Here is a 26,027-nt window from a genome sequence, read left to right on the forward strand (position 1 = left end):
GTCTATGCTATCACAGATCCCCGAAGGGCGCAAGCGGCCCCGTCCAAATCGGTCAGCAGGGCGGACACCGCGCTCCGGTCGGTGAGGTCCAGCGCCGCAGACTCGATGCGGACCACCCGGTCCCCCTGCCGGAAGATGAGGCCGCTGCCGTCATTCCAGCGGTAGGCCCAGGCCTGGTCGTAGCCCAGCTCCGCCTGGGTCAGCTCCACAGGGTTGTGCCGATGCAAATAGCGTTCCAGACGGCCCTCGTCCTCCTCGGTGGCCCGCAGGTCATGGCAGACGATACCGGCCAGCCAGCCGGTGTTGCAGTCGTAGGATTCTATCCACAGATCCCCCTCTTCCTGGGAGAACCGGCGGTATTCCGCCGTCTGTCCCAGTACGGAGCCACCGGCGGTCACTATGACGTTACCCTCAACGGAGGTATGGCTGTCGGAAAAGCTCATCAAAAGGCTGAGACCCACGCCCAGAGCCAGAACCACATAGCACAGGGGAGCCGCGCCCCGGAACCGGGCGGATCTGCGGCTGGGGACCGGTATGGGAGCACCGCTTTCTGCCGCCTTCCGGCACTTGCGACGATAGCGCACCACCCGCAGCCCCAGAAAGAGCTCCAGTACCACCCATATCAGGAGCAGCAGCTGGGCCGTCATAGCTCCGTTGGAGAAAAACAGCTCCCATACCCGTGGCTGATCCCAGAAATAACGGCCTGCCGTCCAGGCGACCCAGTAGATCACCAGATAGAAAAAGGTGTAGGCCTGATTCCACAGACTCTTTTTCAGAATCTCTTCCCATTCCATGCTGCCGTCGGTCTGGATGGGAACGGGCTGGGTACCGGGCTGGGCCTGGAAGTAGAACAGACCGGCCTCTTCATCCAGCAGGTCCCATCCCGCGTCGCTGCACAGCTCCAGATAGTCCGTTCTGGCCTGCTCGTCCTTTCGGCGGATGCTTTTCCACCGGGCAGGTTCCACCCAGCAGCGGCGGGGCTGCTCCGACCGGCGGAAGGTGGCGGTGAAGATGCCCAGCTCCGCCAGCTCCCACCCCTGGTCCGCCAGCTCATCCAACTCCGCCTGGGCGGCCTTGGCGTCCTCGGCGGTGTAGCGGAACCACCGCAGGCGGGTGTCTTTGTCCTTCATGAATGTTCAGCCTCCAGTTGTTCCAGGGTGTGGTCCAGCCATTGTTCCGCCGGCATATGGGTTTCCACCCGCAGGATGGTGTTGTCCCGACGGATCAGATAGAGATCTTCGGAGACCCAGACGCCGTCATAGCCGGGCAGGGGGGCCATGTCCGCCTGGGTAAGGAGCCGCTGGGCGCCATCAGCCAGCCAGTTCCACCGGGCGGTCCAGGCGTCCCACCGCTGATAGACCTCCGGCGTTTGGGGGGCCATCTGAGGGATCAGGTCCGCCGAGTCAAACTCCTCCTCCTTCCAGCCGGTATGGCCCAGGAAGAAGGAGCGGTTGGCGGAGCGGTATACCACCGACTCGGATCGGATCATCTCTGCCAGGCCGTCGGTTTCCTCCACGCTGCTTTCGGACATGGGCAGTACCTCGGCTTCGGACAGAGGCGGCGTTATCATCAGGGGAGCCGTAACCGGGCCCCAGACCGCTTGTATCACAAAGGCGAACGCCATGACGATCAGCATCAGGAAGCAGGCCAAACGGACTCGCTTCCTCTGTCCCAGCGCCCGCTTGTAGAAGAGCAGGATCAGCGCCGCACCCAGAACGGAAATGGCCAACTGAGCAGGGATCTTTCGCCCATCCATACAGTCCACAGCCATAAAGAGCTCCGCCAGGACGCACCAGATGGGCGGCAGCAGGCAGAGCAGTTTGGCGATATTGGCGCTGACCGGTCCCGGCGTGGGCATAGGGGAGCCCTCCTGAGCGGCGGCACGCCACTGGAGCAGCCGCAGCACCAGACGGCCCATCCACAGCAGGTCGCCGATGAGAAACAGCGGGAAGACGAAGAGCAGCATACCCAGGGTGGTGGAGCTGCTGATGATGGTCAGGGGGAAGGCCATCCCCTCCGGCTGCCCCAGGCAGATGATGCCCAGCAGGACCAGCGCGATGAGCTCCGCACCGGCGCTCAGCTTCAGCCAGCGCATCACTTTGTCCTGGAAGCGCTGATATTCCAACTGGCTGTCGGTCTGGATGGGCGGGGTGCCCGTCGGAGCCTCGTAGATGTTCCAGTGGTCGGCCTGCTGCTTCAGGGTCCAGCCCGCCTGGGCGCACAGGTCCACGTAATCCTCGTACTCATCGCCGATGGGGTCGGCCCAGTCGATAAAGTAGGTGACCGGCGTCCGGGCCGGTTCAAAGCAGGCCAGCAGCCGGAACCAGATCTTTTTCAGCTGCCAGCCCTGGGCCGCCTGGCGGTTGAGCATGGCCTCAGCAGCCTTTCCATCCATCAAGGGGTATGTAAACAGATTCCATCGCGTTTTCATAACGATACCTCCGTTTCCGTTGACCTTTTATGATTGTTCTTCCAGGCGAGCCAGAATACCGTCCAGCCACTGAGTGTCCAGTGTACTCATGTCGCCATCCATCCAGAAAACGGTGTTTCCCCGGCGGATGAGGCAGAGATCCCCGGAAGTCCACACGTCATCGTAGCCAGACAGTTCTTCCGGGCGGGGGGTGCCCATATCGGTCAGATACTGTTCGGTCACCCAGTCGGCCAGCCAGGACCAAGGCAGTACCCAGCACTCGGCCTGGGCTGTTACGGTATAGAGTTTTTCCGGCAAGTTTTTGGGATACCACCATTCTGTCCATTTGGTATAAGCAGCCAGGAAGGTGGCGGTGTCTTCCCGCTTTTCCACCTCAGCCGCCGGGAACAGGTTGGAGCCGGTGAGGGGAGAAGGTACCTGCAGCCGGCCAGTGAACCAGGACAGAGGCAGAAAACTGATGATCAGAAGGATCGCTGCTCCAATGACCATACCCGCTTTATAGCGACGAACACGCTGGTATTCGATTCCTTCCTTGGTTCCGAGCACGATCAACGCACCGATGATGGTGCCGATCATCCAGGGGCGGCCTAGTCCGCCTGTTATGGCATCCAGCACGAAGCAGGGTAGGCAAAGCACCAGCAGGATATCTTCTGCAAGGACCAAAAGGCGGGCGGCCAGAGCGCTGCCCCGGCCAGGGACAGGGAAGGGCTCGCCCTGTGCCTTCCATTGGCCAAGCCGGATCAGCAGCCGTACCGACCAGACCAGACCGCCGAAGAGCAGGAAGGGAAGGAACAGGAAGAGCAGGGCAGCGGTGTTGTATTTGGCCGGCAGTTCCAGCCAATATTGCCATACCGAGCCCAGCCCGAGCCATGCCATCACAGGGGCGAGAACGGCCAGCAGGAGCAGCATGGCCAGGAAAAAACCCCAGCCGATGACCATCCGCCGCAGGGCCTTTTTTCGGAACCGCTGATATTCCAGCTCCCCATCGGTCTGGATGGGCGGGGTGCCCGCCGGGGCCTCATAGAGGTTCCAGTAGCTGAGCTGCCCCACCTGCCGCCAGCCCGCGTCGGCCAGCAGACGGCGGTAATCCAGCCCGTCCTCCTGGTTGGGGTCGTACCAGTCGATGCAGTAGCAGACCGGTTTTTCCGCCGGAAGGAAAGAGGCGAATGCGCCCAGATGAATCTTCTCCAGCCGCCAGCCTTCCGCTGCCCGGCGGTTGAGCGCGTCCTCCGCTGCCTTGATATCCATGACGGGATAGGTAAACAGACTCCACTTCCGCTTCATGCGTCTCCCTCCTCGCGCAATACCTGTTCCATGTCTGCCGCCTGCTGGCGGATGCGTTGATATTCGTCCTGGAGTACTTTGTCTCCCTGAGGGGTAAGCTGATAGTATTTCCGGTTGAGTTCCATCCGGGTCAACTGGATCAGTCCGTCCTTTTCAAACCGCTCCAGCAGGGCATACAGGGTACCGGCTCCCACGTTCACCCGCCCGTTGGTGAGGGCGGTGATGGTCTGCATGATGCCGTAGCCGTGCCGCTCCTGCCGCAGTGCCAGCAGAACATAGAACATCTGCTCCGTCAGCGTCTCCAGCTTCTTGCGAGCCAATTCATACCGCCCCCTTTCTGTAAGCCCATTCTATAACGATAATCGATACAAAGTCAATAGCGATAATCGATATAAAAAAGAAATGTAAAAAAAGTGAAAAAGAGTGTTGACAACCTGGATTCGACGTGGTAATATATATCTCGCGCTGAACGACAGCGCAACGCCAAATGCGCGAGTGGTGGAATTGGAAGACTCGCTAGATTCAGGTTCTAGTGTGCATTACGCACGTGCGGGTTCAAGTCCCGCCTCGCGCACCAAAGCCGGAGCAAAGTTCGCTTTGCTCCGGCTTTTTCTATCTATCAACCCCCCGGCTCAGCCGGGGGGTTCTTTTTTTGAAGAGTGCGGCTCTCCCTGCCTGATCCCCGGCAGCTTTCTTGACAAAGAAAAAAGGATGTAGTATCATCTAAAAAGTTGATGCTACATCTTTCTGGACGGAAGGAAGGGCGGCTATGGATATCACAAGGAGGAAGATCACAAAGATTGCGCGGGAGGTCAGCAAATTTACGGTGCGTACCATGCGGAAGGATGGAATCGGCACCGGAGAATTTGACGTTCTGCATGTGATCCGCAAAAATCCCGGTATTACGCAGGCCGGTGTCTACCGGATCTTAGGGATTGATAAGGGGGCTGCGGCCAGACAGACGGTGAATCTGGAGGCCAAGGGATATTTACAGAGGACGGAAAATCCGGCGGATGGGCGCAGCCAGCTTCTCTTTGCAACCGCCAAAGCGGACAACCTGAAGAATTCAAAGGCACGGATTGAAGCGGCCTTTTATGAGTGGCTTTTGGAGCCGCTGACGGAGGAGGACCGGCAGGAGTTTGCCCGTCTGCTGGATCTGATCTATCAGCGGTGCAAAGCGGAAAGCAAAGCAGGGTTTCCGGAGATGAAGCAGAAGATGGCGGAGGAGAGGGAAGATGAAGACGCGTAACAAGAGACTCTCTCAGGCCATGCTGTTTATTTTGATGTTTGGCGTTGTCAGTTTGTTTTCCGATATGACCCATGAGGGCGCATCCAGCATCCGGGGGGCCTATTTGGATTTGCTGGGGGCGTCGGCAGGCGCCATCGGCTTTATTTCCGGGTTGGGTGAGCTGATTGGCTACTCCATGCGCTATGTGTTTGGCAGATGGGCGGATAAGACAAAGCAATACTGGCCCATGACCGTGGTGGGATATATTCTGGATGTGCTGGCGGTCCCCGCCCTTGCCCTTGTGGGAGAGCATGGCTGGATCGCGGCGTGTATTCTGCTGGTAATCCAGCGCATGGGAAAGGCCATCAAAAAGCCCGCCAAGGATACCATCATGTCCTTTGCCGCCTCGCAGGAGGGGGTTGGAAAGAGCTTTGGGATCCAGGAGGTACTGGACCAGATTGGCGCCTTCTTGGGACCGGTGCTTTTGTATCTGGTAATGCTGTTTCGGACGGAAGGAACTGTGTTTGAAACCTATGCCGCATGCTTTGCGGTCCTGGCGATCCCGGGAGGGATTACGATTCTGCTTCTGCTCCTTACCAGGCGGAAGTTTCCCAATCCGGAGCAGTTTGAGCCGACACCCAAGGAATATGTACCGTTTCGGATGAAAAAAGAGTTTCTCCTGTATATCGGGGGAATCAGCTTGTTTGCCTTTGGGTTTATTGATTATTCCATCGTGCTCATGCACGTTTCTCGCACCTACACGGGGATTGCAGCCGGACTTGCGGAGACCTCCGCGCTGGTCAACAGCGGTACTTTGCCGCTTCTGTATGCCGGCGCCATGCTGGTGGATGCAGTTTCTGCCCTTTTCTTCGGGATGCTTTTTGACAAAAAGGGGATTCGGGCGCTGGTCTGGTCTACGCTGCTCTCAGCGCCCTTTGCTGTTTTTGTCTTTGGTACCCACAGCGTACCTATGCTGCTTTTGGGAATTGCGCTGTGGGGCGTTGGGATGGGAGCCCAGGAATCTATTTTGAAGGCGGCCGTTACCAGCATGGTCCCCAAGACCAGCCGTGCCACCGGGTACGGCATCTTTGAATGCGCCTTTGGCGTGTTCTGGTTTTTGGGCAGTTGGCTTTTGGGTGTGTTGTACGATATCAGCATTCCGGCTATGATTGCTGTCTCTGTGGCGGCGCAGCTTGCGGCGATCCCGCTGTATATCGGAGCGGCAAAGCGTATGGGATAAAAAGGACCGGCGCGGCAGAAATGCCGCGCCGGTCTTTTTTTATGGGTGATTCAGGAGCAGCAGCCCTTCAGCTGGGGATGACAGTCAGGGCCGGCGGAGGGGGCGCTGGGGGGGAAGAACTCGTTAACGGGGAACTTCACATGGCGGAAGATCTCACAGGGGTCCTCCTCGCAGTTGCCGCAGGCGCACTCCTTCTCGGGCATACAGTAGTCGTACACCGGCATGAGCAACTGGGAGTCCCGCTCCAGCCGGATGATGGAGAACTGGCCCAGAGTAACGTAGATCCGCTTGCTCTCGCTGCCGCAGCACAGCTCGCTGTTGAAGCAGCCGCAGATGCAGGGCGGAATGTCGGACAGCTCGCAGTCGCAGTGGTGGCACTCGCACACATCCACCAGCTTCATGTTCAGGACGATGGGGTCCACCACCTCCACCACAGCGGTGGGCAGGTTGCTCTGGCGGATGTGCTGCTCATCCAGACCATCCAGAGAGGTCTGGGAGGAGAAGATCTTGGCGGTGCCCTCGCTGCCGAACAGGATCACTCGCTTGTCAAAGACGCACAGGCCGCTGACTTCCACGGGCCGGGCGGCGCCCACAAAGGCGTCGGCGGTGACCCGATAGAAGTAGCGCACGTCAACGGTATAGAAACCGCGGTTGAAGCCGACTGGCTCCACGTCGATGTAGACATACAGCAGCTCGGCCTTGCCGGCCTTGATGCTGACGGCCCGCTCGATGGCCGCCTGGGAACTCTGGGTGGGATAGAAGCGCAGATCTTCGATACAATCCTTATCGGAAGATATAGCGTCTTATATACCGCTGAAACCATTGCGCCCCAAGGGGTTGCAATCAGAAGGGTTTCAGTTCAAAAGCCAGTTGGAACTCTGTGGGCCTGGTTTTCTTCTCTTTTTGGTACCGGATGCTGGAGATGACGCCCTTCAGCATGGCGTTGCGGCCGGCGGGATCGGCGGCGTCATAGGCATCCAGGACGGCCCGGATCTTCTTGGCCAGGGAAGCGGGATCCGCTGTCCTGGCGACCTCAATGGCCTGCTGGGCCTCCCGCTGGCGGCGCTCCAGACCGGAGATCTTCTCCTTCACCGCAGCCATCCGCTCCCGGAAGGTGGGCAGGTCATACTCCTCCATCTCCAGCAGCTCATACAGACGGCTCTTCTGCCGCTGGGCGGCGGCCAGCTCCTTCTTGACGGCCTCCAGCGCTGCCTCCTGCACGGAGGTGTCCCGGCTGACACCAGCCTGCTGCTGAAGCTCCAGGCGGGTCAGCGTCTCCTCCAGGTAGGCCAGCACCCGCTCCTCCACCAGCTCGAACTTGGTGCTGGCACAGCAGCCGGCCCGGGTGCAGAGCAGATAGGGCTGGTTCTTCATGGTCATGCGCTGCATATTCTGGCCGCAGTTGGCGCACTTCACCAGCCCGGCCAGGGAGCTGCGCACCGTGCCGTCCCGCTTGGAGGGAATATACCGGCCGGCCAGGACGGCTTGGACCTGGTCGTAAGTCTCTTGAGAGACGATAGCCGGGTGCATTCCGTCCACGATGGTCCACTGGTCCCGGGGATTGTAGATGGTGATGTGCTTGGGGTTGCCCTTGGCTCCCTTGCGGATGTGGGTCTTCTGGTCCCAAACAATCTTGCCGGCAAAGGTGGGGTTGCGCAGGATATGGGCCACGCTGTTGCGGGTGAACTCCGCTGAACGGTGGGGCTTGGCGCCAAGGGAATTGATATACCGGGCGATGGAGACGCAGCCGTAGCCCTGGAGGTAGAGGTCGTACATCATGCGCACGAACTTGGCCTCCGGCTCGTAGATCTCCAGGGTGGGCTTCCGGTCCACCGTGACCTTCCGGTAGCCGTAGGGGGCATTGGCCACATAACAGCCGTCCCGGATGGTCTGCTTCAGACCCCGCCGCAGCCGCTTGTTGATGATCTTGTACTCCCGGCGGCTCATGAAGGTCTTGAACTCCGCCATCTCATCGTCCAGATCGTCGGATAGGTCATAGGTCTTTTCCGGGGTGACGATGAGGGTGCCGGAGTCCCGGAATGCGTCCAGAATGATGCCCTGGTCCTTCATGCGGCCGCGGGATAGCCGGTCCAGATCCATCACCAGCACGGCGTCGTAGCGGCCCTCCTCCACGTCCTCCAGCAGCCGGAGCATCTCCGGGCGGGCGTACAGGCTCTCGCCGCTGACCACCTCATAGTAAGTCTCGATGATGTAGATGTCGTGAGAGGCGGCAAAGTCGGCCAGAGCCTTGCGATGCTTGGCCAGCACCTCCTCGGTGTCCATGCCTTCCTCCATGCGGGACTTGCGGAGATATTGGGCTGCGTCCATCAGATTCACCTGCTTTCGTGGCACAAATGTTCGATTCTTGGCGTTTTAAGAGGCCGGGGCGTGAGCCCCGGCTCTTTTTGTTATTCAGATGGGAATACCTTGGACAGCTCCACAAAACAGCCCTCCAGCACATGGACCTTGGCAATGTCCTGGGCGGTGTAAAGCTCCGCCATGCGGTAGCGGCCGCCGGAGAGCAGGCTCACCTGGACGGTGCGCTCCTCCGGGCTTACGATCCAGTACTCGGCCACGCCTGCCCGCTCATACAGGTTGTACTTGGTGAGCCGGTCGTGCCGCTGTGTGGAGGGGGAGAGGATCTCGATCACCAGATCGGGGGCACCCCTACAGCCCATATCGTCCAGCTTGCCGGGATCGCAGACCACGGAGAGGTCGGGCTCTACCAGGGTGTCCACATCCTCCGGCCGGTCCTCGGCCTTCTCAAAGAGCCGGACGGCGAAGGGGGCGGGGTAGACCCTGCACTTCTTTCCGTCCAGGTAGTTCCCGATCTGGCGGGTGAGTTCAGCGGCCACCTCCTGATGGATCCGGGAGGGGGGAGCCATCATTACAGGAGTCCCTTCGATCAGCTCGATGTGCTCCTGTTCGTCCCAGGTCAGCGCATCGGCCAGGGTGTAGCGGTTTTCTTTGGGAAGCGGCATAACAGGCTCCTTTCGTAGGTAGTACAGGATCAGGGGTCGAGAGCTTATTCTATAGTGTACATGAAGTTGTAAATCCTATCAACCGTCTCTTTTATGATAGCCGCATCTATAGTCTATTAGCCCCCGGCGCACTTCTTGCAGGGAGTAAGGCCCATAGCCTGGGCCTCAGACAGAGTGGAGCGAATGTAAGTGCCGCCGTTGCAGTTGCCATTGTAGTGATACCGCTTGCCAGTGGGGGTGATGTACACGGTGCGACTATTTGTCTGGCTCTGTTGCTGCTGTTGTGCCGCCTGCTGAGCTGCAGCCTCTTCCGCGGCTTTCTGTGCCGCGGCTTCCTCAGCAGCCTTACGGGCAGCTTCCTCCTCCGCTGCTTTTTGGGCTGCGGCCTCTTCGGCGGCGATGCGCTCAGAGTCAATTACGGTGACTGTGATGACCTGGCTCTGGACCTGGTCGGTAAAAACCGAGATCTCTGCGGTGCCCTCGGCCTTGGGGGTTACCACCCCCACCAGGGTATCACTGTCCTCCTGAGGCGCAAAGGTGAGCACGGCCGGGTCGGTGGTGCTGAACTTCACGTCCGCGGTATCCGCGCCCTCCTCCAGCACCTCCACAGGGATAGAGATGGTGTCCTTGATGTCCAGCTCCAGATCCGCCTGATCATAGTCCAAGGAGAGAGAGGTAATCGCGGGGGTTTCCGTCTCAGAGACAGCGGCAGGCGACATAGAGGCGACCGGTGGGGTAACCTCACCGCCTGGAACTTGATCGACCCCTCCATTCTGCATACAGGAGCCCATCACACCGGCAAACAAAATGGCGCCTACAATATAGGGCCATTTTCGACGTTTCTTTCCGCCGGATGTGGGCGGGGTCGGCTGGGATGCTCCAGAGGGGGGCGGGGTTGACCCAGACGTCTTTTTCTTGCTGGAAGAGGAGAAGTCCTCTACATAGCTGATCCCGGTGCCCGGGATAGAAGCGGTCATTCGAGTACCTCCGTTGGCTTTCTTGGTAACCCGGAAACCCTTTCCGCCTACGCTGTACCCAACTCCAGATTTACTGAAATTCACGCGCAGCGGGCCAAAGTTTACGCTTTTACGAAAACGGAAACCCATAGCTTTTCCTTCTTCCTTGATGTAGTTAGCTGTCACATAATTTTTGTTTTGGTAAATTTCTCTGTTCGGTGTACAAAAACATGCAACAAGTATGCCTGTTTCACTCGTAAGTGAAGGGCACTTATATTTTGCCACTGGATGCTTGTTGAAAAATGTCGATTCAATACATATAAGGATATATGAAGGGCAATACAGACGAATTTAAGAAAATTCCTTCGGTGTATTGCTATAATGAAACATATGTTCTATAATGGCGAAAAGGGGTCGGTGCCTATGAGCGAGAATGAACTCAGGCTATTGTCAATCATCCGGGAGAGCAAAGACCCGGCGGCTGTACTGGCCGCCGCCATGGAGGCGGTCACAGCTTGTCTGCAGCAGCCTGAACCATGCGGATCACCATCTCCTGCTGATCCGGCGTCAGCTGCCGGAACAGAGTGATAAGCGCCAGCTCCCCCTCAGAGAGCCCATCGTCTTGTGCGGTGGGCTTTTTTTTCTCGCCCAGCAGTTCGCTGGTAGTCACCCCAAGGTAGTCGGCCAGCATCTGAACTTTGGCTACGGAAGGAGTTTGGCCACGTTCAAGGTTATTGATAAAACTACTCCCGACACCGCTTTCTCGACATGCGACTGTGGGTTTAATCCCTTTTAGATTGCAGTAATATTTGATGTTTTGCACAAAAACTTGGGCATCCAAGCGGCATCACTCCTTAATTAAGAATTGTACAGTATGTAAAAAGTGCTTAAACAAGGAATTATGTAATTGACAATCCTTGATTAAGGATTTATGATTTACCTACGGAGTAAATCATAGGCAGAGCAAGGGGCGTGAAAAAGATGTTTGCTGTTCCAAAGGATACCCAACTGCTGGTGTTTATCCTGCCTTTTGCAGATGACCATGCAGCAGAGATTTGCACCCAGATTCTAGAAGCCGAACTGACAAAGCGCACTGGAATCCCTTGCGTGGTCATAAACCGATATGTGAGCCCGGAAGAAGAAGCCTGGGGAGATCTCGAGATTGCCCGGAAAAAGAAATCATCCGTCGAACAATCCAGTCAGGAGACTAAACAGGCCGACATAATGCTCCACGACGAGACCGGTGATGAACGAAATAAGAGCGATAATCGTCTGGATCAGCGTAAGCCGGGTCTGCTGTCGAGAAAGCCTAATCTGAGTTTCGGTCTGCTGGTGCTGAACCTCATAGCGCCGTTCCTCCTGGGCCTGCTGGTTTCGTTTCTGCTCAAGCTCTAATAAAGCAGCTTTCCCTTTGTCACTGACCTCGTATCTCCCGATAATGTCCCCGTGAATATCCACATCCAGGGTTCGCTTGAGCCACCCATCTGTACGCATTTCTTCCACTCGGCTGCTTGTGTAACCGGGAGCGTTAACCTCTTCCATCTGCGCTTTGGACACGGATTCCGGCTGCTGTATCAGCCAAGTCATAAGGGCAATTTGTTCTGGTGAAAACATTTTTGAATCCTTTCAAGGACGGGATAAACCATGTTTTACCTATCATACCATTTACGTTATACGCAATCAAGAAAATATTTAAAGGGGGGATAAGTATGCCAATTCGTCAACTGCGAGAGCGCCTGGGGATGTCCATGTATGAGTTGGCTGAGAAGATGGGCGTCTCAGTTGCCACGGTTTCCCGTTGGGAGACTGGCGAATCCGTACCTGTTACCGGGCGGCTGAGGATTCTGGCTGATGTGCTGCACTGCACCATCGACGAGCTGTTTGGCCGGGCTGGACCCGGAAAGCCAGATCGGGAGGCCAGCTGATCCCCACATCCATTTTACCCCGAAGAGGAGGAGATAACCATGCCGGGCGATTGCCGGAATATCTACAAAATTTGCCGCAAGTCTGCCGGGTTGACCCAGGAAGCGGCAGCGGAGCGGCTGGGCATCAGCGTGGAGAGCCTGCGGGCCTACGAGACCGGCCAGAGGATCCCACCCAACGAGGTGGTAGAGCTGATGGTGATCCTGTACAACGCCCAGCACCTGGCCTACCAGCATCTGCGGGAGACCAACGCCCTGTACAGCAGCGTAGTGCCGGAGGTCCGGCCCAAGTCCGTCCTGGAGGCCAGCGCCAAACTGACCAACCGGATCTTCAGCTTTGCGGAGTCCCACGCCGACCGGCGGCTGCTGCGCATCGCGGAGGACAACGTCATCGATGAAGGGGAGCGCCCCGAGTTCAACGCCATCATGGAGGATCTGCAGGAGATCGTGGAGGCTGCGCTGGAGCTGCGGTGCGCCCGGGAGTCCTCATAGGACAACCCGGCGGCAGCATAAGAGGGAAGAGGAGGTGTTTACATATGGATCTCAACATTGAGCCCCTGGAGGAGCTGGTGGTCACCACCAAGGTCATCCATGAGAAGATCGGCAGGTATGAGGTGGATACCCTTATGACCCGCCGGAAGGGTCTGCACTGGCTTACCGACATGTCGGGGACGCGGGTGCTGGTGGACGAGAGCGCCACCATGGACTCAGGGCCCAAACTGGGGACTACGTTGTGCTTCACACCCCACAGCGACGTGGAGGTCAGCGAGGAGGAGCGGGCGGCCAACCGGGAGCGGATCAAGCAGGTGGCCACCAAAGTGATGATCGACATGGGAATCTGGTAGGGGAGGGGAGTCCCGTGAAAAGACATAAAGAAAGGCCCCCCTGTCTGTGGGCGCAGACAGAGAGGCCAAACAATGGTTTCGTGCATGAAAACCACTATTATGATACCACAAATAGCCGAATCTTACAAGGGGGGTGGGGAGTAGGTGCTCCGAAATAATCTCCAAACTGCTAGGAAAGCTGTCGGTCTGACTCAACAAGCGATTGCGGACAAGTTGGGACTCACCCTACGGCATTACCAGAAAATCGAATACGCAGACATCAACGGCGCTTTTGAGGTCTGGGATGCCTTGGAGGACCTTCTGGGGGTACATCAACGGATACTCCGAGAGATCTCAAGTAGTCATCCCGGCCCAAAAGAAAATCTGTAGGGACATCAAAAAGATCTGCAATTTGTACCAAAAGGTCATAACTTGGATCTACATCTCCGCTTTCATACTTTTGAAGGGCCCGTAAAGAAATATTGAGCGTGTCTGCCGTTTTTTGAAGTGTGTAGCCACGAAATATCCTGGCTGAGCGAAGTCTATCGTTGAGCATGAGTGATCCTCCTCTAAAACGCTCTTGACATACGCCTAATAATGGCGTATATTATGGACAAATTAAACGCCAATTATTGGCGTAATTGGAGGGGAAGGTATGAGTGTAGATCTTAAGTTTGAAATGGATGGTGCGACGGTGTACTTAGATGATGCAGTAAAGACTCTCCGAATCATGACGGAGGCGCTGGAGTGCGAAATGTTGGCGGCTCAGAGAAATGACTTTCGTCCTATCCCAGAGTGGATCTTGGAACGGTGCTGTGGGTTCTCCATCATTGTTCGGGAGCTGGACCGTATCACAGATGAGCTGAAAGCTGCGGTCACGAAAGAGTATAGGTCAGGAAAAGGAGAATACACATGAGGACATTTTTATTTCGGCAGGATATTGCAGAAAAGTATGGGGTGAATGAGGCTATTTTTGTAGCAGTATTGGTGGAACTAATCAAAGAAAGCCGGGATTTGTGCATTTGTGAGGATGGTATGTGGTGGTACCCGTGTGCCATTCATGAATGGGAGGGGAAATTCCCGTTCTGGACAGCACGTCAGGTTGACCGCATTGTGAAAAACTGTATGTTTAAGGGAATAGTCATCCAACGTCATTATGATGGGGATGAGCGACGTAGAAGAGGGTGGTATGCCATCCGAAGGGGAGTTGGATATGACACGTGAGGAAATCGCTGGTGCATCCAAAGCGGATGGCGGTATGTTTGCGGTAATTCCAGCTGTAGTTATGCGTGACAGTGCGCTTTCTATGTCAGCCAGGATGTTGTATGGGATTATCACATGGCGGTGCAATGCTGAGTCAAGATGCTGGCCTACAAACCGGGCGTTAGGAGAGGATCTCGGATTATCCCCCAAACGCATTTCAAGCCTGCTGTCACTACTGGAGTCCCAGGGCCACATTGAAGTTGAGATTGTCTGTGATCCGGAGACGGGACAAATCATCCGGCGGTACATATACCCTATTGTTAAAAGCGGGAGGGGTATCCCCAAAAATAAGGATACCTCCCCCCAAGAGTGCGGTGAGGGTATCCCCGAAAATGAGGAGGAGAAATATAAAGAAGAAATAATAAATATAAATACCCCCTATAGTCCCCCAGAGGGGGACAAGCCCCCGCGGCAAAAGCGGCAGCGGAGGTCCAAGTCGGTCCCCACCTGGAAGCCGGAGCGGTTTGAGGCCTTCTGGGACTACTACCCCAGAGGAGAGGACCGGATGGGGGCCGTGGAAGAGTGGGACAAGCTCCAGCCGGATGACACCCTCATCGACCGGATGGCCAGGGCGCTGGCCCGGCAGAAGGCCAGCGAGGAGTGGCAGCGGGGCATCGGGATCCCCTATGCCTGCCGGTGGCTGCGCAAGCGCCGGTGGGAGGACGTACCGGCTCAGCCTCAGGCGCAGACGCCGCCCCAGCGAGTGGTTGAGAGGGACGGTGTGCCGGTATGGTGATCCAGGACATGGAGGCCGCCCAGGAGGCGGTGCTTGGCTCCCTGCTCATCTCGCCGGAGCTGGTGGGGGAGGTGCTGGCCCAGGTACAGGACCGGGACTTCGTTAACCCCAGGCACCGCATGACCTACCAGGCCATCCGCCAGTTGTTTGTGACGGGGCAGACGGTAGACCCTATCCTGCTGCTCCCCCTGCTGGGAGCGTCAGAGCAGCAGCCCTGGCGGGAGTACCTCATCAACCTGATGGACAAGACCCCGACGGCGTCCAACATCTGGGAATATGTGGCCGTACTCAAGGAACAGGCTCGGCTCTATCAGCTGTGCATGCTAGGGGAGCGGCTGGCCCAGGCGGGCAGCCTGGAGGACGCAGCCAAATGCCTGGCTGACGGTAACGCCCTGATGGTGGACAAGCCGGGGCTGCGCTACGTCACCATGGAGCAGGCCCTGCTGGACTTCTACGACCGGCACAAGACCAGGAAGGAGTACCTCACCTGGGGGCTGGACAAGCTCAACGACCGGCTCTTTGTGGACCGCGGGGACATGGTGGTGCTGGGCGGGTACGCCTCCGCAGGCAAGACCCTGCTGGCCATCCAGTTCGCCTGGCACTGGGCCAGGCTTGGGAAGAAAGTGGGCTTCTATAGCCTGGAGACCGGCGAGGCCAAGCTGGAGGACCGCCTCATCGCATACAACATGCGGCTGGACTTCGGCAGGATCAAGCGCTCCGAGCTGACCGAGGAGGACTACAAGGCCCTGGCGATGGCCTCCAAGCGGCTCATCCAGCCCGCCCTGGAGTGGGTGCCGGCCAGCGGCATGACGGTGGACGAGATCCGCTCCTCCGCCCTCAGCCGGGGGTATGACGCCATTTTCATCGACTACTTACAGCTCATCCAGGGGGACAAGCGGCGCAGCCGGACCGAAGAGGTGGCTGGGATCAGCATCGGGCTGCACCAGCTGTCCCAGAGCACCGGTATCACGGTGGTGGCCCTGTCCCAGCTGTCCCGGCCGGAGAAAGGCGGGGACGGGGTGAAGGCCCCCACACTGGCCTCCCTGCGGGAGTCCGGGCAGATCGAGCAGGACGCTGATGTGGCCATGCTGCTCTACAAGGAGGAGGATACCCCCAACAGCCGACGGATCCTGCACATCGCCAAGAACAAGGAGGGCGAGACCGGCAAGATCTATCTGGCCTTTGACGGCGCCCATCAGCGGCTGTATGAGTCGGTGGTGGACGCTCCAGCCCCCAGGAAACGGCGGGAGCCGGAGTACAGGCAGGTACAGTTCACAGAGATCCTGGAGGATCCGGACGATCCATTTGCAGAGAAAGGAGACCAGCATGGACAAGCCCAGAGCGGCCGAGCTGCTGCGGCTGGAGATCCTGCGCCGGGAGGCCCTGGCACGGGCCAGCAGCTTCCCGGTGGATCACCTGCAGGTGGCCCAGGCGCTGACTCTGGCGGTCCAGGCTCTGGAGGAGGAACAGCATGAGAAAAGGCCAGAAGATCACCTGGACCCCGTCGGCCTTTGAGCATGAGCTCAGTGGGGAGCGGGCCAACAGGCAGCGCAAGCTGCGATCGGTCACCGGACGGATCGTCTACATCCATCCGGCCCGGCGGTATTACATGGCGGAAGCCAAAGTGGGCAATGAGACCATCCGGGAGTGTTTCCCGATCAACGAAAGATAGGAGTGTTTTGTGCATGAAAACCTTCGCTATTGTCAATCGAAAGGGCGGGGTAGGGAAGACCACCACCGCCGTCAATCTGGCTTATGTGCTGGCAACCAGCTGCCGGCTGCGGGTGCTGTTGGTGGATGCCGATGGGCAGGCAAACGCCACTCAGACCCTGCTGCCGCCCGGTGAGTATGCTGGCCTGGGCGCCCTGCTGCGAGGGCTGAGCATCTGCTACGACGAGCTGGTGGAGCAGACCGACGTGCCCGGCCTGGATGTGCTGCCGGCGGCGGAAGATCTGTGGGCATTGGATCTGGAGGCCGCCGGCGGAGACCGGGGCCGGAGCTACCGGGCGCTGCGGGACATGCGAGAGGCTCTGGAGGAGGATGAGGCCTATGATGTGATGGTCATTGACTGCCCGCCCAATCTGTCGGCCGCCTGTGTGTCGGCCATCCTGGCCAGCGACGCCGTTATCATCCCGGTGCTGTCCGATGCCTGCTCCTCCACCGGCGTGGCCGACCTGGTGGAGCAGATCGACAGCCTGCGGTACATCAGACAGGAGATTCGGGTGGCCGGGGTGCTGGTCAACCAGTGGCACCGCTCCCCGGTGGTGGAGGACTCGGTAGACTACCTCCGGGAGGAGGGTATGGTGCCGGTGTACGACACGGTGATCCGCCGCACCGACAAGGTGCCCGAGTCCAGCTGGGCCCGGATGGCGGTGCAGCAGTGGAGCCCCTTCTGCTCGGCGGCACGGGACTACCGGGCCTGGGTGGCGGAGCTGGCAGCAAAGGAGGGCATTCAGTATGGGCAAGCCTGACCTGGGGACTCTCATTGCGCGGACTATGGCCCCGCCTGCCGAGGACAGGACCATCGAGGTCATCACCGGAGAGATTCTGGATGCCAAGCGGGCTGGAGGAGAGGCGATCCTAACCATCGGCCGGTGTCTCATCGAAGCAAAGGACATGCTGTCCCATGGGGAGTGGTTGCCCTGGCTGACGGAGCAGGTGGAATTCTCCCCTCGTACTGCCCAGAACTTCATGCGCCTGGCCCGAGAGTGGTCAAATACGCAGACGCTTGCGGATTTGGGAGCCTCCAAAGCCTTGGCGCTCCTGGCATTGCCGCCGGAGGAGCGGGAGCAGTTCATGGAGGACCACAAGGTCATCGACATGAGCGCCCGCCAACTGGAGCAGGCCATCAAGGAGCGGGATGAGGCCAAAGCGTCTGCCGAACAGGCCGCGGTGGAGCAGCGGGCAGCGGAGCAGGCCCGGGATAAGATGGCGGAGGACATGAAGTTTCTCAATGTCCGTTTGGCTGGAGCCAAGGAAGATCGGGAGCAGGCCATGCAGGATGTTGCCCGCTTGGAAAGCGAATTGGCTGAACTGAAGGCCCGCCCGGTGGATGTGGCGGTGGAGACCGTGGTCGATCAGGCCGCCATTGACAAGGCCCGGGCCGATGCCATCGCCGAGATGCAGGAGAAGCTGGATAAGGCTCTGGAGGCCAAGGCCCGGGCAGACAATGAATGGAAGAGCGCACAGGCGATGCTGGCAACGGTTCAGGAACAGCTCCGGGATTCGGAGCGGGCACGGAAAAATGCGGTGCTTTCTTCGGATGAGGATATAGCCTTGTTCAAGGTTCTATTTCAGCAGGCTCAAGAAAATGCGAACAAGATGCGAGGAATTCTGTTGAAGCTGAGGGGCCGGAGCGATCAGACTGCCGCCAAGGGCGTTGAGAATGACATGCGGGCCCTGGCTGAGGCCATCGGGAGGTGCGCTGAATGAGTGGAAAGGGGAAGCGAGGCCGTCCGGGCAAGCCCCAGGGCATGAACTACGCCCAGGTGCTGGCACGGCAGGCGGCCATCCGGGCCGGGATCGAAAAGGCTGCCCGGGATGCCACCGTGTAGGCCGAGGCTGACGCCCACACCCAGCGGGCCATGTGGCTGATGGTGTGCTCCATCGCGGATGCCTATGGATACGGACCGAAGGGGATGCAGAAGTTTTTTGCGGCGCTTCAGGAGAACACCGACGAGCTGGAGCAGATGCGCACCGAGGTGGATGAGGAGTACGCCTTTGAGAAGCTCCGACAGAAGGCATCCAAGGTGACCGGTATGGAGGTCCATTACCTGGAGGACCAGCTGGGCATACTGGCAGAAATGAGACGGGAAGCGGGGGCTACACTTGGACAGATTAAGTGAATATCGGGTGAAACTGCAAGAGCGCATCGATGAGGCGATTGCCGAATATCAGGATGCGGAAGCATCCCAAGACGATGACTTTTCCAATGATGATGCTCGGGATGCCTATTGCATATTGTGCGGTCTGCAGGAGGCAATGAAGATTCTGGACCGTATGTAACATTTGCTCCGGCTCTCTGCCGGGTGGGAGCGCTCCTCACCCGGACCTCTCTCTGTTTCACATCCGTGAGCCGGGGACCCTACTGATCCGAAGGCCTGCGTTCCTGCGCGGGGTATTGGTAGGAGAAGTGGGGCGCCCGGCAGAGAGCCGGAGCGTCAAAGTACCGCCCCGTTGTGGGCGGTACTTTGACACACAGTATTACAGATCTTCCTGGTCGGCAGAGGGTTTCTGGTGGTACACCTTCAGGTTGGGGCCGGAGGTACCGGGGATGATTGGCTTTGCATGTTCCTTCCCGTGCTTGGCTTTGCCTTGGATCTCGGGCACGGGAGGTTCCGTATTGCGGGGCTGGGTGTGGGTCACATCAGGACGTGCCATGCCTTGCTTGGCCATCATATCACCTCAATCTTTGTGTTAAAAGAGCTGCTTGACCTCTTCGGCCATGCGTTTCAGGTCTTCCAGAGTGGCAGGCTGATGCTTGCGGGCCCGTATCTGAGCCTGGATATAGCCGGGCAGTTGGACGAAATAGGCCTCCATGGCCGGGTCCTCCATCAGGTTGGCGTATCGATCGCTGTAAGTGGATTCCATACGAATCACCTCCAACGATAGCTTACCCAAGACCATGTGGATATCCGCAGAAAAGGGGGTGGAAAGATTGACCACGATGGACTATTTGACAACGCTCAGGGCGGTAAAGCGCATGAAGGTGGAAACAGGATCTATGGTCTGCCTGGGCTGTGGATTTGAACATAACTGCTCCGTGCATGGCTGTGCCATCCTGCGCAATGCATCAGAGCATATGGAGGCGGCCCTGGCAAACATCGATCATTTGAATGCCCTGCTTGATCAGCGGGACACGCAGGAGGGAGAAGGAAAATGAAAAAAAATTTGCGGCGGATATCAGTACTGGTAACGGCCCAGACTGCTGCCAACCTGGAGAAGCTGGCACAGATGGACGGCCAGCCCAGCATCGGCCGGGTGATGGACAAGCTGGTGCGGGAAAAGATGCTCTCACTTCGCCAGCCTGAGTCCATCTGGAAGGCTCACTATATGGGACGGTTCCAAGAGGTGCGCTGATGAAGCGGCTGAAACATATCCGGGCCGGGCTGGTGCATTATGATTATCTGGTTGCGATGCCGGCCAAAGGAGACAGCCCGCGGGTGAGGGCAGCTAAACGGGCTGCCTCCACCGCGGCTCAGCAATTTATGAACCTCAAGAACAGCTGGAGAGAGTTGGAACTCAAGCTGGCTGCCAACTTTGGCACAAAGGATCACGTGGTTACCTTTACCTATGATGACGAACATTTGCCCGCAGACAAGGATGCAGCGGGGAAAGAGTTCCAGAAGTTTATCCGCAGGTTTCGCGGGGTACGGCGAAGGCGGCTTGATGACCTGCGATATGTGTATGTCACCGAAGGATTTCATAGCAAGGCAGCATACCCTTTTCTGATAGAAGATGGTCACCTGGAGGATCGTCGCCTACATCATCATGCGGTGATCAACTGGACGGGGCCAGGTGATTATGACGAGTTGAGATCCCTCTGGCACGGAGGAGGCTATATCCGTATCGAGCCGCTGGATGTCCACTATTATCGGGAACTGGCCAAGTACATGACCAAGGAGGCCAGAGAGTTCGGCAAACCGAAAGTAGGGGAACGCACATGGCGTGCATCCAGGAACATCAAAAGCTATGAGGTAGAATATACGGATATCCCGTCTGACTCTATGACTCTTGCCCCGCCATTTGGTGCGGTCGACTACGAATCCTTTGGGGAATCCAATCCATATGGGTACGCCATGTTCGTGGGTGCTCGTTACCTCTTATATCAGGAAGCGGATCCAGGCCTGTCTTATACCGCGGGAAGGCAACGGCCGCCGCTTAGTCATTTTCAACCTTGAAACCAGTGTTAATAATCGGACAGAGCCGTAGAAAAGGAGGAAGGTATCTTGAAAAGGATCCCGGAAACGAGTAAACTGATCAACAAGGACAGACGTATTATCTGCCCCGTCTGCGGCAGGCCAACCCAGTACCGCGTGCGGCCGGACAGCCAGGCAAGGAACTGGCCCATCTGGTGTAAGCACTGCCGGCAGGAGAGTATCGTGAATATCGAAGCGCCTGAGCCAGCGTCCACAGAGACCAGCGCCTGAGCCTATGATCGCCCATATGGGGGTCGTGGCTTGGGCGCTTTTGTTTTGCCCGGAGGTGATAGCCCGTGGCCATGAAGCCGCTCCGACCATGCAGGCACCCTGGGTGCTCCGCCCTCACCCGGGAGGGGTACTGTGACAGGCATAAGCCCAAGCCGGCGGCCAGAAAGGCGTCGGAGGAGTGGCACGGCTGGTACAGCTTGTCCGTCTGGACCGACGATCTGCGGCCCGCCCAGCTCATGCGGGAGCCATGGTGCCGGGAGTGTGCCAAGCGTGGCATCCGCACCCGGGCCACGGTGGTGGACCATGTGGAGCCCCACCGGGGGGACTGGGCCAGGTTCATCGACCGGGCCAATCTCCAGAGCCTGTGCAAGCGCTGCCACGATCGAAAAACAGCCCAGGAACAGGCGGGGAAACGACGGGGAAAGGCCGGGCGCTGAGCTCGAGACAGTGGGCAGACTTGGGCGCCCGCCCGCGGGCCTGTCATGCCTGCCCGCGCCCGCGGCAAGCCTCTGGCTTGCCAGGACCCGCCCCCGCCCTGGAAAAGTTTTGAGGCCAAGTGTGCAAGACCGTGTGGCCCCCTTCGTGTGGGATTTTCTCCCCACGGGGAAATTAGGCCGGCGGTGGAGGAAAGGAGGCGGTCAGATGCCGGGACCCAGGCAAAAACTGAGCGTGCTGGAGGGAAACGGCCGGAAGCACCTGAGCAAAAACGAAAAAGCCCGGCGGGCAGACCAGGAAGTCAACCTGCCCAAGCCCAAGACCATACGGGTGCCCAAGTGGCTGCCGGAGGAACACCGGAAGGAGTTCCGGGCCTTGGCCAAGGAGCTGTTGGCCGCCGATATGGGGGCGGCCCAGCTGGACCGGGATACTCTGGGCCGCTATGTAGTGGCTCAGGCCCAGTATGCCCAGGCCTGCAAGATGGCGGGGGAGGCCTTGGCGGCCGAGAATGCTGCCCTGGCGGAGAAGTGGACCAAGATCCAGAACACCTGCTTCAAGCAGGCCAGGGCCTGCGCCAACGATATGGGCATGACCATTACCAGCCGGTGCCGTTTGGTGCTGCCTGAGGGGGCCAAGAAAAAGGAGAAAAACCCCTTTGAGCAGATGATGGAGGAGCGGATGCGCCGTGCCTGAGCTGCTCCAACTGGGGCCGGTGACGGTGTGCGTTCCAGACGACGGCGCTGTGCTGCGGTACAGCGAGCAGGCGGTGCAGGATGTGCTGGACTTCTTCTCCCTGCTTTGCTTCGGCTCCAATGAGTGGGCGGGGGAGCCCTTCCAACTGCTGGACTGGGAGCTGGACGCCATTCGGAGCTTTTATGGTGTCCAGGAGCAGGACGAGGACGGCAGCTGGAGCCGGTACCGGCGTTTCCTCTATGATGAGCTGCCCAAGAAAAACGGCAAGACGGAGTTTTCCGCCGGCCTGGGGCTGTACCACCTGCTGTGGGACGGGGAGAAGCGGCCCAAGGTGGGCATCTTCTCCTCCGACAAGGATAATGCCGCCCAGGTTTATGACGCCGCCAAGTACATGGTGGAGCACACCTGTCTGGGTCAGCCGGAGCACGACCCCATCGCCTGGGCGGTGGACTCCAAGCGGGAGATCCACACCAAATATGGAGGCGTACTGAAGGTGTACTCCTCCGACGCCGAGACCAAGCACGGCTACTCCTTCAGCGCCATCATCTTTGATGAGCTGCATGCCCAGCCCAACCGACGGCTGTGGGACGTGCTCACCGCAGGCTCCAATGCCGCCCGGCGGCAGCAGGCGGTTATCGTCCTCACCACCGCCGGCGATGACCCGGACCGGAAGAGCATCGGCTGGGAGATCCATGAGAAATGCCGGCGGATCCTGGCCTGGAGGCGGGGAGAGCCCGAGCGGGAGCTGGATACCGACGACCCGGCCTGGTGCCCCATCATGTACGGCATCTCCGTCCTCACCGGTGACGATCCGGACAAGATCGCGGAACTGGACATCTACGATGAGGCGGTGTGGTACGCCTGCAACCCGGGCCTTGGGCACAATCTGAAGCTGCGGGACTTCCGGCGGGAAGCCAGAGCGGCCAAACAGAGTGAGAGCGCCGAGCGGCTCTTCCGGTGGCTGCGGCTCAACCAGTGGATCGCCACCCATACAGTGGGCTGGCTGCCTCTGGGACTGTACGACAAGACCCAGTGGAACCGGGAGGAGTGGCAGGGCCTGAAGGTCACGGATCGGCGGCAGGCCGTCCGGGACTGTCTCATGGGCAAGCGGTGCTTCGGCGGGCTGGACCTGTCTACCACAACCGACCTGACGGCGCTTACCCTGCTGTTCCCGCCCCAGGAGGGGCTGGATGCCTGGGTGACTCTGTTCTGGGCCTGGCGGCCGGAGGACGGGGCTGTGGAGGCCGAGCAGCGGGACCATGTACCATACCGAGACTGGGCCAGGGCGGAGTTTCTCACCCTGTGCCCCGGGGATATGGTGGACTTCTCTATGATCGAGGAGACGGTGGCCTGGTGCGCCAGCGTGTTTGACCTGGACACTCTGGGGGTGGACCCCTATCTCAGCCGCACGCTCACCCAGCGGCTCATGGACCGGGGCGTCAATGTAGTGGAGATCCCCCAGACCATCAAGGAGCTGTCTCCGGCCATGAAGGAGGTGGAGCGGCTGCTGCGCTCCCGTGAGCTGTTCCATGAGCATAACACGGCCGCCCGGTGGTGCTTCGGCAATGTGCGATGCCATGTGGATGGCAACGAGAATCTGAAGCCCATGAAAAACCGCAGCATTGGCCGCATTGATATGACGGTAGCTTGGATCATCGCCATGGCCACGGCAATGGTGCGGGAAGCGACCAAGCCGAATCTGGCCCAGGCGCTGGAATCGCCAGATTTTACTTTGTAGGAGGCAAATTTGAAACACATCAAGAATTGTTTTGGACGGGCCTGCTTGGCTGCGGGCGGCGTGCTGGTGTCGCTGGGAGCGGGGCTTATCTATCTGCCTGCTGGCTGCATTGCCGCTGGTGCGTTCTTCCTGGCGGCCGGTGTGCTGGATATCCTGGGAGGAGGTGAGGATGGATGAGCATTGTCAAAGGCATCCGGGCCGTGGCGCGGTCACCTTCCCGCCAGGTGCGGGGTGCGGTAACGGTAGATACTCTGACAGCCGCCGGATACCCGTCCGGCGGAGGGGAGACCAGCGAGACCTATGCCCGTAAACTATCCGCCGTGGACCGGTGTATTGAGATACTCAGCGATTCCATGGCCAAGCTGCCCACCTACTGTGTGGACCGGGTGAGCCGCAAGCGGGTGGACTTGCCGCTGCTGCGGCTGCTGAATGTGAGGCCTAACGAGGCCATGGCGCCATCCGTGCGGAAAAAGCTGCTGGAGTCCAGCCGTCTGGCCCGGGGCAACAGTTACGATTGGATCCGGCGGAACCCCTACACGGCTGAGATCATCGAGTTGATCCCCCTGCCGGGAGAGCTGGTCTACACCTGGCGGGATACTGACGGCCATGTGTGGCACAATGTCCAGGATCCGGCCTCCGGCAGTATGTTTACGCTATCCCACGCCGATGTGGCCCAGTACAAAGGTGCATCCAGGGATGGAATTCACGGAATCTCGGTGCTTCAGCGGGCAGCAGAGGTGATCGCCGCAGCCAGAGCTCGGCAGCAGCACGATCTGAGCTACTACGAAAACGGCGGGCAGCCCTCCGGTGTGCTGCGCACCGATACCGATCTGGGTGGCCTGGTGAAAGACCCAAAGAACCCGGATCAGAAGATCAGCAAGAAGGACTTGCTGCGCCGAGAGTGGGAGCGGGTTCACTCCGGCCCCACCAACGCCAACCGGCTGGCCATTCTGGACTACGGCTTGGACTACAAGGCCATCTCGGTGACCAACAGGGATGCTCAGTTTATTGAGAGCCAGGAGGTGGCGATCCGGGACATTGCCAGGTATTTCGGTGTGCCCCTTTATAAGCTCCAGGAGGGTAAGCAGTCCTATAACTCCAATGAGCAGAACGGCATCGAGTATGTGGTAGGTACCCTCCATCCCATTGTGACCCAGTATGAGGAAGAGCAGACCTATAAGTTGCTCTTTCCATCCCAGGTGAGCCAAGGCCTGGAACTGCGCATCAACATGATGGCCGAGCTGCGGGGCGACAATGCCGCCCGCGGCACCTGGTATAAGACCATGCGGGAGATCGGCGCCTTTTCCGTCAACGACATCATGGCACTGGAAGATATGCCGGATGTGGAGGGCGGAGAGGAGCGGATGGCTTCCCTCAACTATGTGCCGCTGTCCAAGTGGGTGGAGCTCAGCGTCAACCGAAATTCCGCAAATGCAGGAGGTGAGACCCAATGAGAGTGACATTAAACGGGATCGTGTCGGCAGACGAGGACAAGTGGATCTATGAGTGGTTTGGCTATTCCGCATTCTCCCCCCAGCAGGTGCGGGACGCCATCGCTAACAATCCGGATGGGGAGGAACTGGTGCTGGAGATCAACAGCCCCGGCGGCTCGGTCTTTGCCGGCAGCGAGATGTATTCCGTGCTGAAGGCCTGCAGCCTGCCCACCCGTGCAGAGATTCAGAGCCTGGCGGCCAGCGCGGCCAGTTATCTGTGCCTGGGCTGCGGCACGGTGGCCATCTCGCCGGTGGCCCAGATGATGATCCATCTGCCCAGCACCAGTACGGACGGGGACCGGGTGGCCCACCAGCGCTCCCTCAATATGCTGGACAGCACCCGGGAGGCTATCCTCAATGCCTACGAGCTGAAGGCCGGAGGTAAGAGCGACCGGGCCCAGCTGAGGCGGATGATGAGCGCGGAGACCTGGCTCACCGCCCAGGAGGCCCTGGACCGGGGGTTGGTGGACGAGATCATGGGCCAGGATACCCAGGGCATGAGTCCCGGTAGCTTGGTCAACGCATTTGGCCTGCCTGACATCGATGCCCTTCGGGCGGCCTATCAGCAGGCACAGCAGTCTCAGAATCGTCCTGAACCGGATTGGCGGCTGTCCGCCCGTCTGGAGCTGGAAAAACACAGAATTTGATTGGAGG

General features: G+C 58.9%; 37 protein-coding genes and 1 tRNA gene. 26 read left to right on the forward strand and 12 right to left on the reverse strand.

Annotation, left to right across the window (positions count from 1 at the left end; translation table 11 throughout):
* Positions 1–2: 2 nt before the first annotated feature.
* Genes J9789_RS04165 through J9789_RS04180 form a run of 4 tightly spaced genes read right to left on the reverse strand, consistent with a single transcriptional unit; the run spans position 3 to position 4,035 of the window.
* Entirely contained in the window at positions 3–1,130 is a 1,128-nt protein-coding gene (locus J9789_RS04165) for a DUF2812 domain-containing protein (protein ID WP_209342667.1), read from the reverse strand.
* The gene (locus tag J9789_RS04170) at positions 1,127–2,431 is read right to left on the reverse strand and encodes a DUF2812 domain-containing protein (protein ID WP_209342675.1); all 1,305 of its coding nucleotides are present in this window, start codon (positions 2,429–2,431) and stop codon (positions 1,127–1,129) included. Before J9789_RS04170 ends, J9789_RS04165 begins: the two co-directional genes overlap by 4 nt.
* A 27-nt stretch (positions 2,432–2,458) precedes the next feature.
* A complete protein-coding gene (locus J9789_RS04175; protein ID WP_209342677.1) occupies positions 2,459–3,715 on the reverse strand; it encodes a DUF2812 domain-containing protein in 1,257 nt (418 codons plus the stop codon).
* Complete coding sequence (locus tag J9789_RS04180) at positions 3,712–4,035, reverse strand: PadR family transcriptional regulator (RefSeq protein ID WP_209342679.1); 324 nt, start codon at positions 4,033–4,035, stop codon at positions 3,712–3,714. Before J9789_RS04180 ends, J9789_RS04175 begins: the two co-directional genes overlap by 4 nt.
* A gap of 169 nt (positions 4,036–4,204) precedes the next feature.
* On the opposite strand from J9789_RS04180, the gene J9789_RS04185 reads away from it, so the two are divergent.
* The 3 genes from J9789_RS04185 to J9789_RS04195 all read left to right on the forward strand — a co-directional run bounded on the left by J9789_RS04185 (position 4,205) and on the right by J9789_RS04195 (position 6,183).
* Positions 4,205–4,292 (forward strand) — tRNA-Leu (locus J9789_RS04185).
* A 192-nt stretch (positions 4,293–4,484) separates the two neighbouring features.
* Complete coding sequence (locus J9789_RS04190; RefSeq protein WP_209342681.1) at positions 4,485–4,964, forward strand: helix-turn-helix domain-containing protein; 480 nt, start codon at positions 4,485–4,487, stop codon at positions 4,962–4,964.
* Positions 4,951–6,183 carry an MFS transporter gene (locus J9789_RS04195; protein WP_209342683.1) on the forward strand — a complete coding sequence of 411 codons (1,233 nt, stop codon included), beginning with the start codon at positions 4,951–4,953 and terminating at the stop codon, positions 6,181–6,183. The genes J9789_RS04190 and J9789_RS04195 overlap by 14 nt, the downstream gene beginning before the upstream one ends.
* Positions 6,184–6,233: 50 nt before the next feature.
* On the opposite strand, the gene J9789_RS04200 is transcribed toward J9789_RS04195, so the two are convergent.
* The 5 genes from J9789_RS04200 to J9789_RS04220 form a co-directional block, all read right to left on the reverse strand.
* Entirely contained in the window at positions 6,234–6,854 is a 621-nt protein-coding gene (locus J9789_RS04200; RefSeq protein ID WP_297232647.1) for a hypothetical protein, read from the reverse strand.
* A 172-nt stretch (positions 6,855–7,026) separates the two neighbouring features.
* Positions 7,027–8,511: a recombinase family protein gene (locus J9789_RS04205; protein WP_209342685.1), complete on the reverse strand. Its 1,485-nt coding sequence runs from the start codon at positions 8,509–8,511 to the stop codon at positions 7,027–7,029.
* Between the two features lie 80 nt (positions 8,512–8,591).
* Positions 8,592–9,164 carry a Uma2 family endonuclease gene (locus tag J9789_RS04210; protein WP_209342687.1) on the reverse strand — a complete coding sequence of 191 codons (573 nt, stop codon included), beginning with the start codon at positions 9,162–9,164 and terminating at the stop codon, positions 8,592–8,594.
* Between the two features lie 116 nt (positions 9,165–9,280).
* Entirely contained in the window at positions 9,281–10,270 is a 990-nt protein-coding gene (locus J9789_RS16960; protein WP_245185063.1) for a DUF4236 domain-containing protein, read from the reverse strand.
* Positions 10,271–10,628: 358 nt separating this feature from the next.
* Positions 10,629–10,961 carry a helix-turn-helix transcriptional regulator gene (locus J9789_RS04220; RefSeq protein WP_209342689.1) on the reverse strand — a complete coding sequence of 111 codons (333 nt, stop codon included), beginning with the start codon at positions 10,959–10,961 and terminating at the stop codon, positions 10,629–10,631.
* Positions 10,962–11,092: 131 nt separating this feature from the next.
* On the opposite strand from J9789_RS04220, the gene J9789_RS04225 reads away from it, so the two are divergent.
* From J9789_RS04225 to J9789_RS04240, 4 genes are all read left to right on the forward strand, one after another.
* Positions 11,093–11,515: a hypothetical protein gene (locus tag J9789_RS04225; protein ID WP_209342691.1), complete on the forward strand. Its 423-nt coding sequence runs from the start codon at positions 11,093–11,095 to the stop codon at positions 11,513–11,515.
* 314 nt (positions 11,516–11,829) lie between these two features.
* Positions 11,830–12,045 (forward strand): helix-turn-helix transcriptional regulator, encoded by a 216-nt coding sequence (locus tag J9789_RS04230; protein WP_209342692.1) that lies wholly within the window; start codon positions 11,830–11,832, stop codon positions 12,043–12,045.
* 39 nt (positions 12,046–12,084) lie between these two features.
* Positions 12,085–12,534, forward strand: a complete 450-nt coding sequence (locus J9789_RS04235) for a helix-turn-helix transcriptional regulator (RefSeq protein ID WP_209342694.1) — start codon at positions 12,085–12,087, stop codon at positions 12,532–12,534.
* A gap of 44 nt (positions 12,535–12,578) precedes the next feature.
* Positions 12,579–12,887, forward strand: coding sequence for a hypothetical protein (locus J9789_RS04240; RefSeq protein WP_209342706.1), 309 nt, complete (start codon positions 12,579–12,581; stop codon positions 12,885–12,887).
* 259 nt (positions 12,888–13,146) lie between these two features.
* On the opposite strand, the gene J9789_RS04250 is transcribed toward J9789_RS04240, so the two are convergent.
* On the reverse strand, positions 13,147–13,422 hold the full coding sequence (locus tag J9789_RS04250) for a helix-turn-helix transcriptional regulator (RefSeq protein ID WP_209342710.1): 276 nt from the start codon (positions 13,420–13,422) through the stop codon (positions 13,147–13,149).
* Between the two features lie 99 nt (positions 13,423–13,521).
* On the opposite strand from J9789_RS04250, the gene J9789_RS04255 reads away from it, so the two are divergent.
* From J9789_RS04255 to J9789_RS04295, 10 genes are all read left to right on the forward strand, one after another.
* Entirely contained in the window at positions 13,522–13,782 is a 261-nt protein-coding gene (locus J9789_RS04255) for a hypothetical protein (RefSeq protein WP_209342712.1), read from the forward strand.
* Entirely contained in the window at positions 13,779–14,090 is a 312-nt protein-coding gene (locus J9789_RS04260) for a hypothetical protein (protein ID WP_209342714.1), read from the forward strand. The genes J9789_RS04255 and J9789_RS04260 overlap by 4 nt, the downstream gene beginning before the upstream one ends.
* A gap of 544 nt (positions 14,091–14,634) precedes the next feature.
* Positions 14,635–14,865, forward strand: coding sequence for a hypothetical protein (locus J9789_RS16965; protein WP_245185064.1), 231 nt, complete (start codon positions 14,635–14,637; stop codon positions 14,863–14,865).
* Positions 14,859–16,340: a DnaB-like helicase C-terminal domain-containing protein gene (locus tag J9789_RS04270; RefSeq protein ID WP_209342717.1), complete on the forward strand. Its 1,482-nt coding sequence runs from the start codon at positions 14,859–14,861 to the stop codon at positions 16,338–16,340. The genes J9789_RS16965 and J9789_RS04270 overlap by 7 nt, the downstream gene beginning before the upstream one ends.
* Positions 16,337–16,537 (forward strand): hypothetical protein, encoded by a 201-nt coding sequence (locus J9789_RS04275; protein WP_209342718.1) that lies wholly within the window; start codon positions 16,337–16,339, stop codon positions 16,535–16,537. The genes J9789_RS04270 and J9789_RS04275 overlap by 4 nt, the downstream gene beginning before the upstream one ends.
* A 13-nt stretch (positions 16,538–16,550) precedes the next feature.
* Complete coding sequence (locus J9789_RS04280; RefSeq protein ID WP_209342719.1) at positions 16,551–17,336, forward strand: ParA family protein; 786 nt, start codon at positions 16,551–16,553, stop codon at positions 17,334–17,336.
* Entirely contained in the window at positions 17,323–18,297 is a 975-nt protein-coding gene (locus tag J9789_RS04285; protein ID WP_209342721.1) for a DUF3102 domain-containing protein, read from the forward strand. The genes J9789_RS04280 and J9789_RS04285 overlap by 14 nt, the downstream gene beginning before the upstream one ends.
* Complete coding sequence (locus tag J9789_RS17245; protein WP_280842586.1) at positions 18,294–18,419, forward strand: hypothetical protein; 126 nt, start codon at positions 18,294–18,296, stop codon at positions 18,417–18,419. Before J9789_RS04285 ends, J9789_RS17245 begins: the two co-directional genes overlap by 4 nt.
* An 84-nt stretch (positions 18,420–18,503) precedes the next feature.
* On the forward strand, positions 18,504–18,710 hold the full coding sequence (locus tag J9789_RS16970; RefSeq protein WP_245185066.1) for a hypothetical protein: 207 nt from the start codon (positions 18,504–18,506) through the stop codon (positions 18,708–18,710).
* Between the two features lie 7 nt (positions 18,711–18,717).
* Entirely contained in the window at positions 18,718–18,870 is a 153-nt protein-coding gene (locus J9789_RS04295) for a hypothetical protein (RefSeq protein ID WP_209342724.1), read from the forward strand.
* Positions 18,871–19,068: 198 nt separating this feature from the next.
* Here J9789_RS04295 and J9789_RS04300 read toward each other — a convergent pair whose 3' ends face one another.
* The gene (locus tag J9789_RS04300; protein ID WP_245185067.1) at positions 19,069–19,263 is read right to left on the reverse strand and encodes a hypothetical protein; all 195 of its coding nucleotides are present in this window, start codon (positions 19,261–19,263) and stop codon (positions 19,069–19,071) included.
* Between the two features lie 18 nt (positions 19,264–19,281).
* Complete coding sequence (locus tag J9789_RS04305) at positions 19,282–19,455, reverse strand: hypothetical protein (RefSeq protein WP_209342726.1); 174 nt, start codon at positions 19,453–19,455, stop codon at positions 19,282–19,284.
* Positions 19,456–19,522: 67 nt separating this feature from the next.
* Between J9789_RS04305 and J9789_RS04310 the strand changes: the two genes are divergently transcribed.
* From J9789_RS04310 to J9789_RS04355, 9 genes are all read left to right on the forward strand, one after another.
* Positions 19,523–19,747, forward strand: coding sequence for a hypothetical protein (locus J9789_RS04310; RefSeq protein ID WP_209342728.1), 225 nt, complete (start codon positions 19,523–19,525; stop codon positions 19,745–19,747).
* Positions 19,744–19,944: a hypothetical protein gene (locus J9789_RS04315; protein ID WP_209342730.1), complete on the forward strand. Its 201-nt coding sequence runs from the start codon at positions 19,744–19,746 to the stop codon at positions 19,942–19,944. Before J9789_RS04310 ends, J9789_RS04315 begins: the two co-directional genes overlap by 4 nt.
* Positions 19,944–20,765: a hypothetical protein gene (locus J9789_RS04320; RefSeq protein WP_209342736.1), complete on the forward strand. Its 822-nt coding sequence runs from the start codon at positions 19,944–19,946 to the stop codon at positions 20,763–20,765. Before J9789_RS04315 ends, J9789_RS04320 begins: the two co-directional genes overlap by 1 nt.
* Positions 20,766–21,085: 320 nt before the next feature.
* The gene (locus tag J9789_RS04330) at positions 21,086–21,451 is read left to right on the forward strand and encodes an HNH endonuclease signature motif containing protein (RefSeq protein ID WP_245185105.1); all 366 of its coding nucleotides are present in this window, start codon (positions 21,086–21,088) and stop codon (positions 21,449–21,451) included.
* Between the two features lie 205 nt (positions 21,452–21,656).
* Positions 21,657–22,142 (forward strand): phage terminase small subunit P27 family, encoded by a 486-nt coding sequence (locus J9789_RS04335; RefSeq protein ID WP_209342741.1) that lies wholly within the window; start codon positions 21,657–21,659, stop codon positions 22,140–22,142.
* Positions 22,135–23,880: a terminase TerL endonuclease subunit gene (locus tag J9789_RS04340; protein ID WP_209342743.1), complete on the forward strand. Its 1,746-nt coding sequence runs from the start codon at positions 22,135–22,137 to the stop codon at positions 23,878–23,880. Before J9789_RS04335 ends, J9789_RS04340 begins: the two co-directional genes overlap by 8 nt.
* Positions 23,881–23,889: 9 nt before the next feature.
* Entirely contained in the window at positions 23,890–24,057 is a 168-nt protein-coding gene (locus J9789_RS04345; RefSeq protein ID WP_209342745.1) for a hypothetical protein, read from the forward strand.
* On the forward strand, positions 24,054–25,334 hold the full coding sequence (locus J9789_RS04350) for a phage portal protein (RefSeq protein ID WP_209342747.1): 1,281 nt from the start codon (positions 24,054–24,056) through the stop codon (positions 25,332–25,334). Before J9789_RS04345 ends, J9789_RS04350 begins: the two co-directional genes overlap by 4 nt.
* Entirely contained in the window at positions 25,331–26,020 is a 690-nt protein-coding gene (locus tag J9789_RS04355) for a head maturation protease, ClpP-related (protein WP_209342750.1), read from the forward strand. Before J9789_RS04350 ends, J9789_RS04355 begins: the two co-directional genes overlap by 4 nt.
* Positions 26,021–26,027 lie beyond the last annotated feature (7 nt).

This window comes from Flavonifractor sp. AGMB03687, assembly GCF_017811815.1.
In the GTDB taxonomy this organism is placed as follows: domain Bacteria; phylum Bacillota; class Clostridia; order Oscillospirales; family Oscillospiraceae; genus Flavonifractor.

What these genes read in the sequence shown, in the direction of transcription:
- J9789_RS17245 (WP_280842586.1), top strand. Translation starts at nt 18,294, where the DNA reads ATGAGTGGAAAGGGGAAGCGAGGCCGTCCGGGCAAGCCCCAGGGCATG.
- J9789_RS04170 (WP_209342675.1), bottom strand. Translation starts at nt 2,431, where the DNA reads ATGAAAACGCGATGGAATCTGTTTACATACCCCTTGATGGATGGAAAG.
- J9789_RS04250 (WP_209342710.1), bottom strand. Translation starts at nt 13,422, where the DNA reads ATGCTCAACGATAGACTTCGCTCAGCCAGGATATTTCGTGGCTACACA.
- J9789_RS04205 (WP_209342685.1), bottom strand. Translation starts at nt 8,511, where the DNA reads ATGGACGCAGCCCAATATCTCCGCAAGTCCCGCATGGAGGAAGGCATG.
- J9789_RS04275 (WP_209342718.1), top strand. Translation starts at nt 16,337, where the DNA reads ATGAGAAAAGGCCAGAAGATCACCTGGACCCCGTCGGCCTTTGAGCAT.
- J9789_RS04210 (WP_209342687.1), bottom strand. Translation starts at nt 9,164, where the DNA reads ATGCCGCTTCCCAAAGAAAACCGCTACACCCTGGCCGATGCGCTGACC.
- J9789_RS04175 (WP_209342677.1), bottom strand. Translation starts at nt 3,715, where the DNA reads ATGAAGCGGAAGTGGAGTCTGTTTACCTATCCCGTCATGGATATCAAG.
- J9789_RS04350 (WP_209342747.1), top strand. Translation starts at nt 24,054, where the DNA reads ATGAGCATTGTCAAAGGCATCCGGGCCGTGGCGCGGTCACCTTCCCGC.
- J9789_RS04235 (WP_209342694.1), top strand. Translation starts at nt 12,085, where the DNA reads ATGCCGGGCGATTGCCGGAATATCTACAAAATTTGCCGCAAGTCTGCC.
- J9789_RS04280 (WP_209342719.1), top strand. Translation starts at nt 16,551, where the DNA reads ATGAAAACCTTCGCTATTGTCAATCGAAAGGGCGGGGTAGGGAAGACC.
- J9789_RS04165 (WP_209342667.1), bottom strand. Translation starts at nt 1,130, where the DNA reads ATGAAGGACAAAGACACCCGCCTGCGGTGGTTCCGCTACACCGCCGAG.
- J9789_RS04300 (WP_245185067.1), bottom strand. Translation starts at nt 19,263, where the DNA reads ATGATGGCCAAGCAAGGCATGGCACGTCCTGATGTGACCCACACCCAG.
- J9789_RS04355 (WP_209342750.1), top strand. Translation starts at nt 25,331, where the DNA reads ATGAGAGTGACATTAAACGGGATCGTGTCGGCAGACGAGGACAAGTGG.
- J9789_RS04240 (WP_209342706.1), top strand. Translation starts at nt 12,579, where the DNA reads ATGGATCTCAACATTGAGCCCCTGGAGGAGCTGGTGGTCACCACCAAG.
- J9789_RS04320 (WP_209342736.1), top strand. Translation starts at nt 19,944, where the DNA reads ATGAAGCGGCTGAAACATATCCGGGCCGGGCTGGTGCATTATGATTAT.
- J9789_RS04195 (WP_209342683.1), top strand. Translation starts at nt 4,951, where the DNA reads ATGAAGACGCGTAACAAGAGACTCTCTCAGGCCATGCTGTTTATTTTG.
- J9789_RS16965 (WP_245185064.1), top strand. Translation starts at nt 14,635, where the DNA reads ATGGGGGCCGTGGAAGAGTGGGACAAGCTCCAGCCGGATGACACCCTC.
- J9789_RS04305 (WP_209342726.1), bottom strand. Translation starts at nt 19,455, where the DNA reads ATGGAATCCACTTACAGCGATCGATACGCCAACCTGATGGAGGACCCG.
- J9789_RS04330 (WP_245185105.1), top strand. Translation starts at nt 21,086, where the DNA reads ATGAAGCCGCTCCGACCATGCAGGCACCCTGGGTGCTCCGCCCTCACC.
- J9789_RS04335 (WP_209342741.1), top strand. Translation starts at nt 21,657, where the DNA reads ATGCCGGGACCCAGGCAAAAACTGAGCGTGCTGGAGGGAAACGGCCGG.
- J9789_RS16960 (WP_245185063.1), bottom strand. Translation starts at nt 10,270, where the DNA reads ATGGGTTTCCGTTTTCGTAAAAGCGTAAACTTTGGCCCGCTGCGCGTG.
- J9789_RS04230 (WP_209342692.1), top strand. Translation starts at nt 11,830, where the DNA reads ATGCCAATTCGTCAACTGCGAGAGCGCCTGGGGATGTCCATGTATGAG.
- J9789_RS04260 (WP_209342714.1), top strand. Translation starts at nt 13,779, where the DNA reads ATGAGGACATTTTTATTTCGGCAGGATATTGCAGAAAAGTATGGGGTG.
- J9789_RS04190 (WP_209342681.1), top strand. Translation starts at nt 4,485, where the DNA reads ATGGATATCACAAGGAGGAAGATCACAAAGATTGCGCGGGAGGTCAGC.
- J9789_RS16970 (WP_245185066.1), top strand. Translation starts at nt 18,504, where the DNA reads ATGCAGAAGTTTTTTGCGGCGCTTCAGGAGAACACCGACGAGCTGGAG.
- J9789_RS04255 (WP_209342712.1), top strand. Translation starts at nt 13,522, where the DNA reads ATGAGTGTAGATCTTAAGTTTGAAATGGATGGTGCGACGGTGTACTTA.
- J9789_RS04270 (WP_209342717.1), top strand. Translation starts at nt 14,859, where the DNA reads ATGGTGATCCAGGACATGGAGGCCGCCCAGGAGGCGGTGCTTGGCTCC.
- J9789_RS04285 (WP_209342721.1), top strand. Translation starts at nt 17,323, where the DNA reads ATGGGCAAGCCTGACCTGGGGACTCTCATTGCGCGGACTATGGCCCCG.
- J9789_RS04315 (WP_209342730.1), top strand. Translation starts at nt 19,744, where the DNA reads ATGAAAAAAAATTTGCGGCGGATATCAGTACTGGTAACGGCCCAGACT.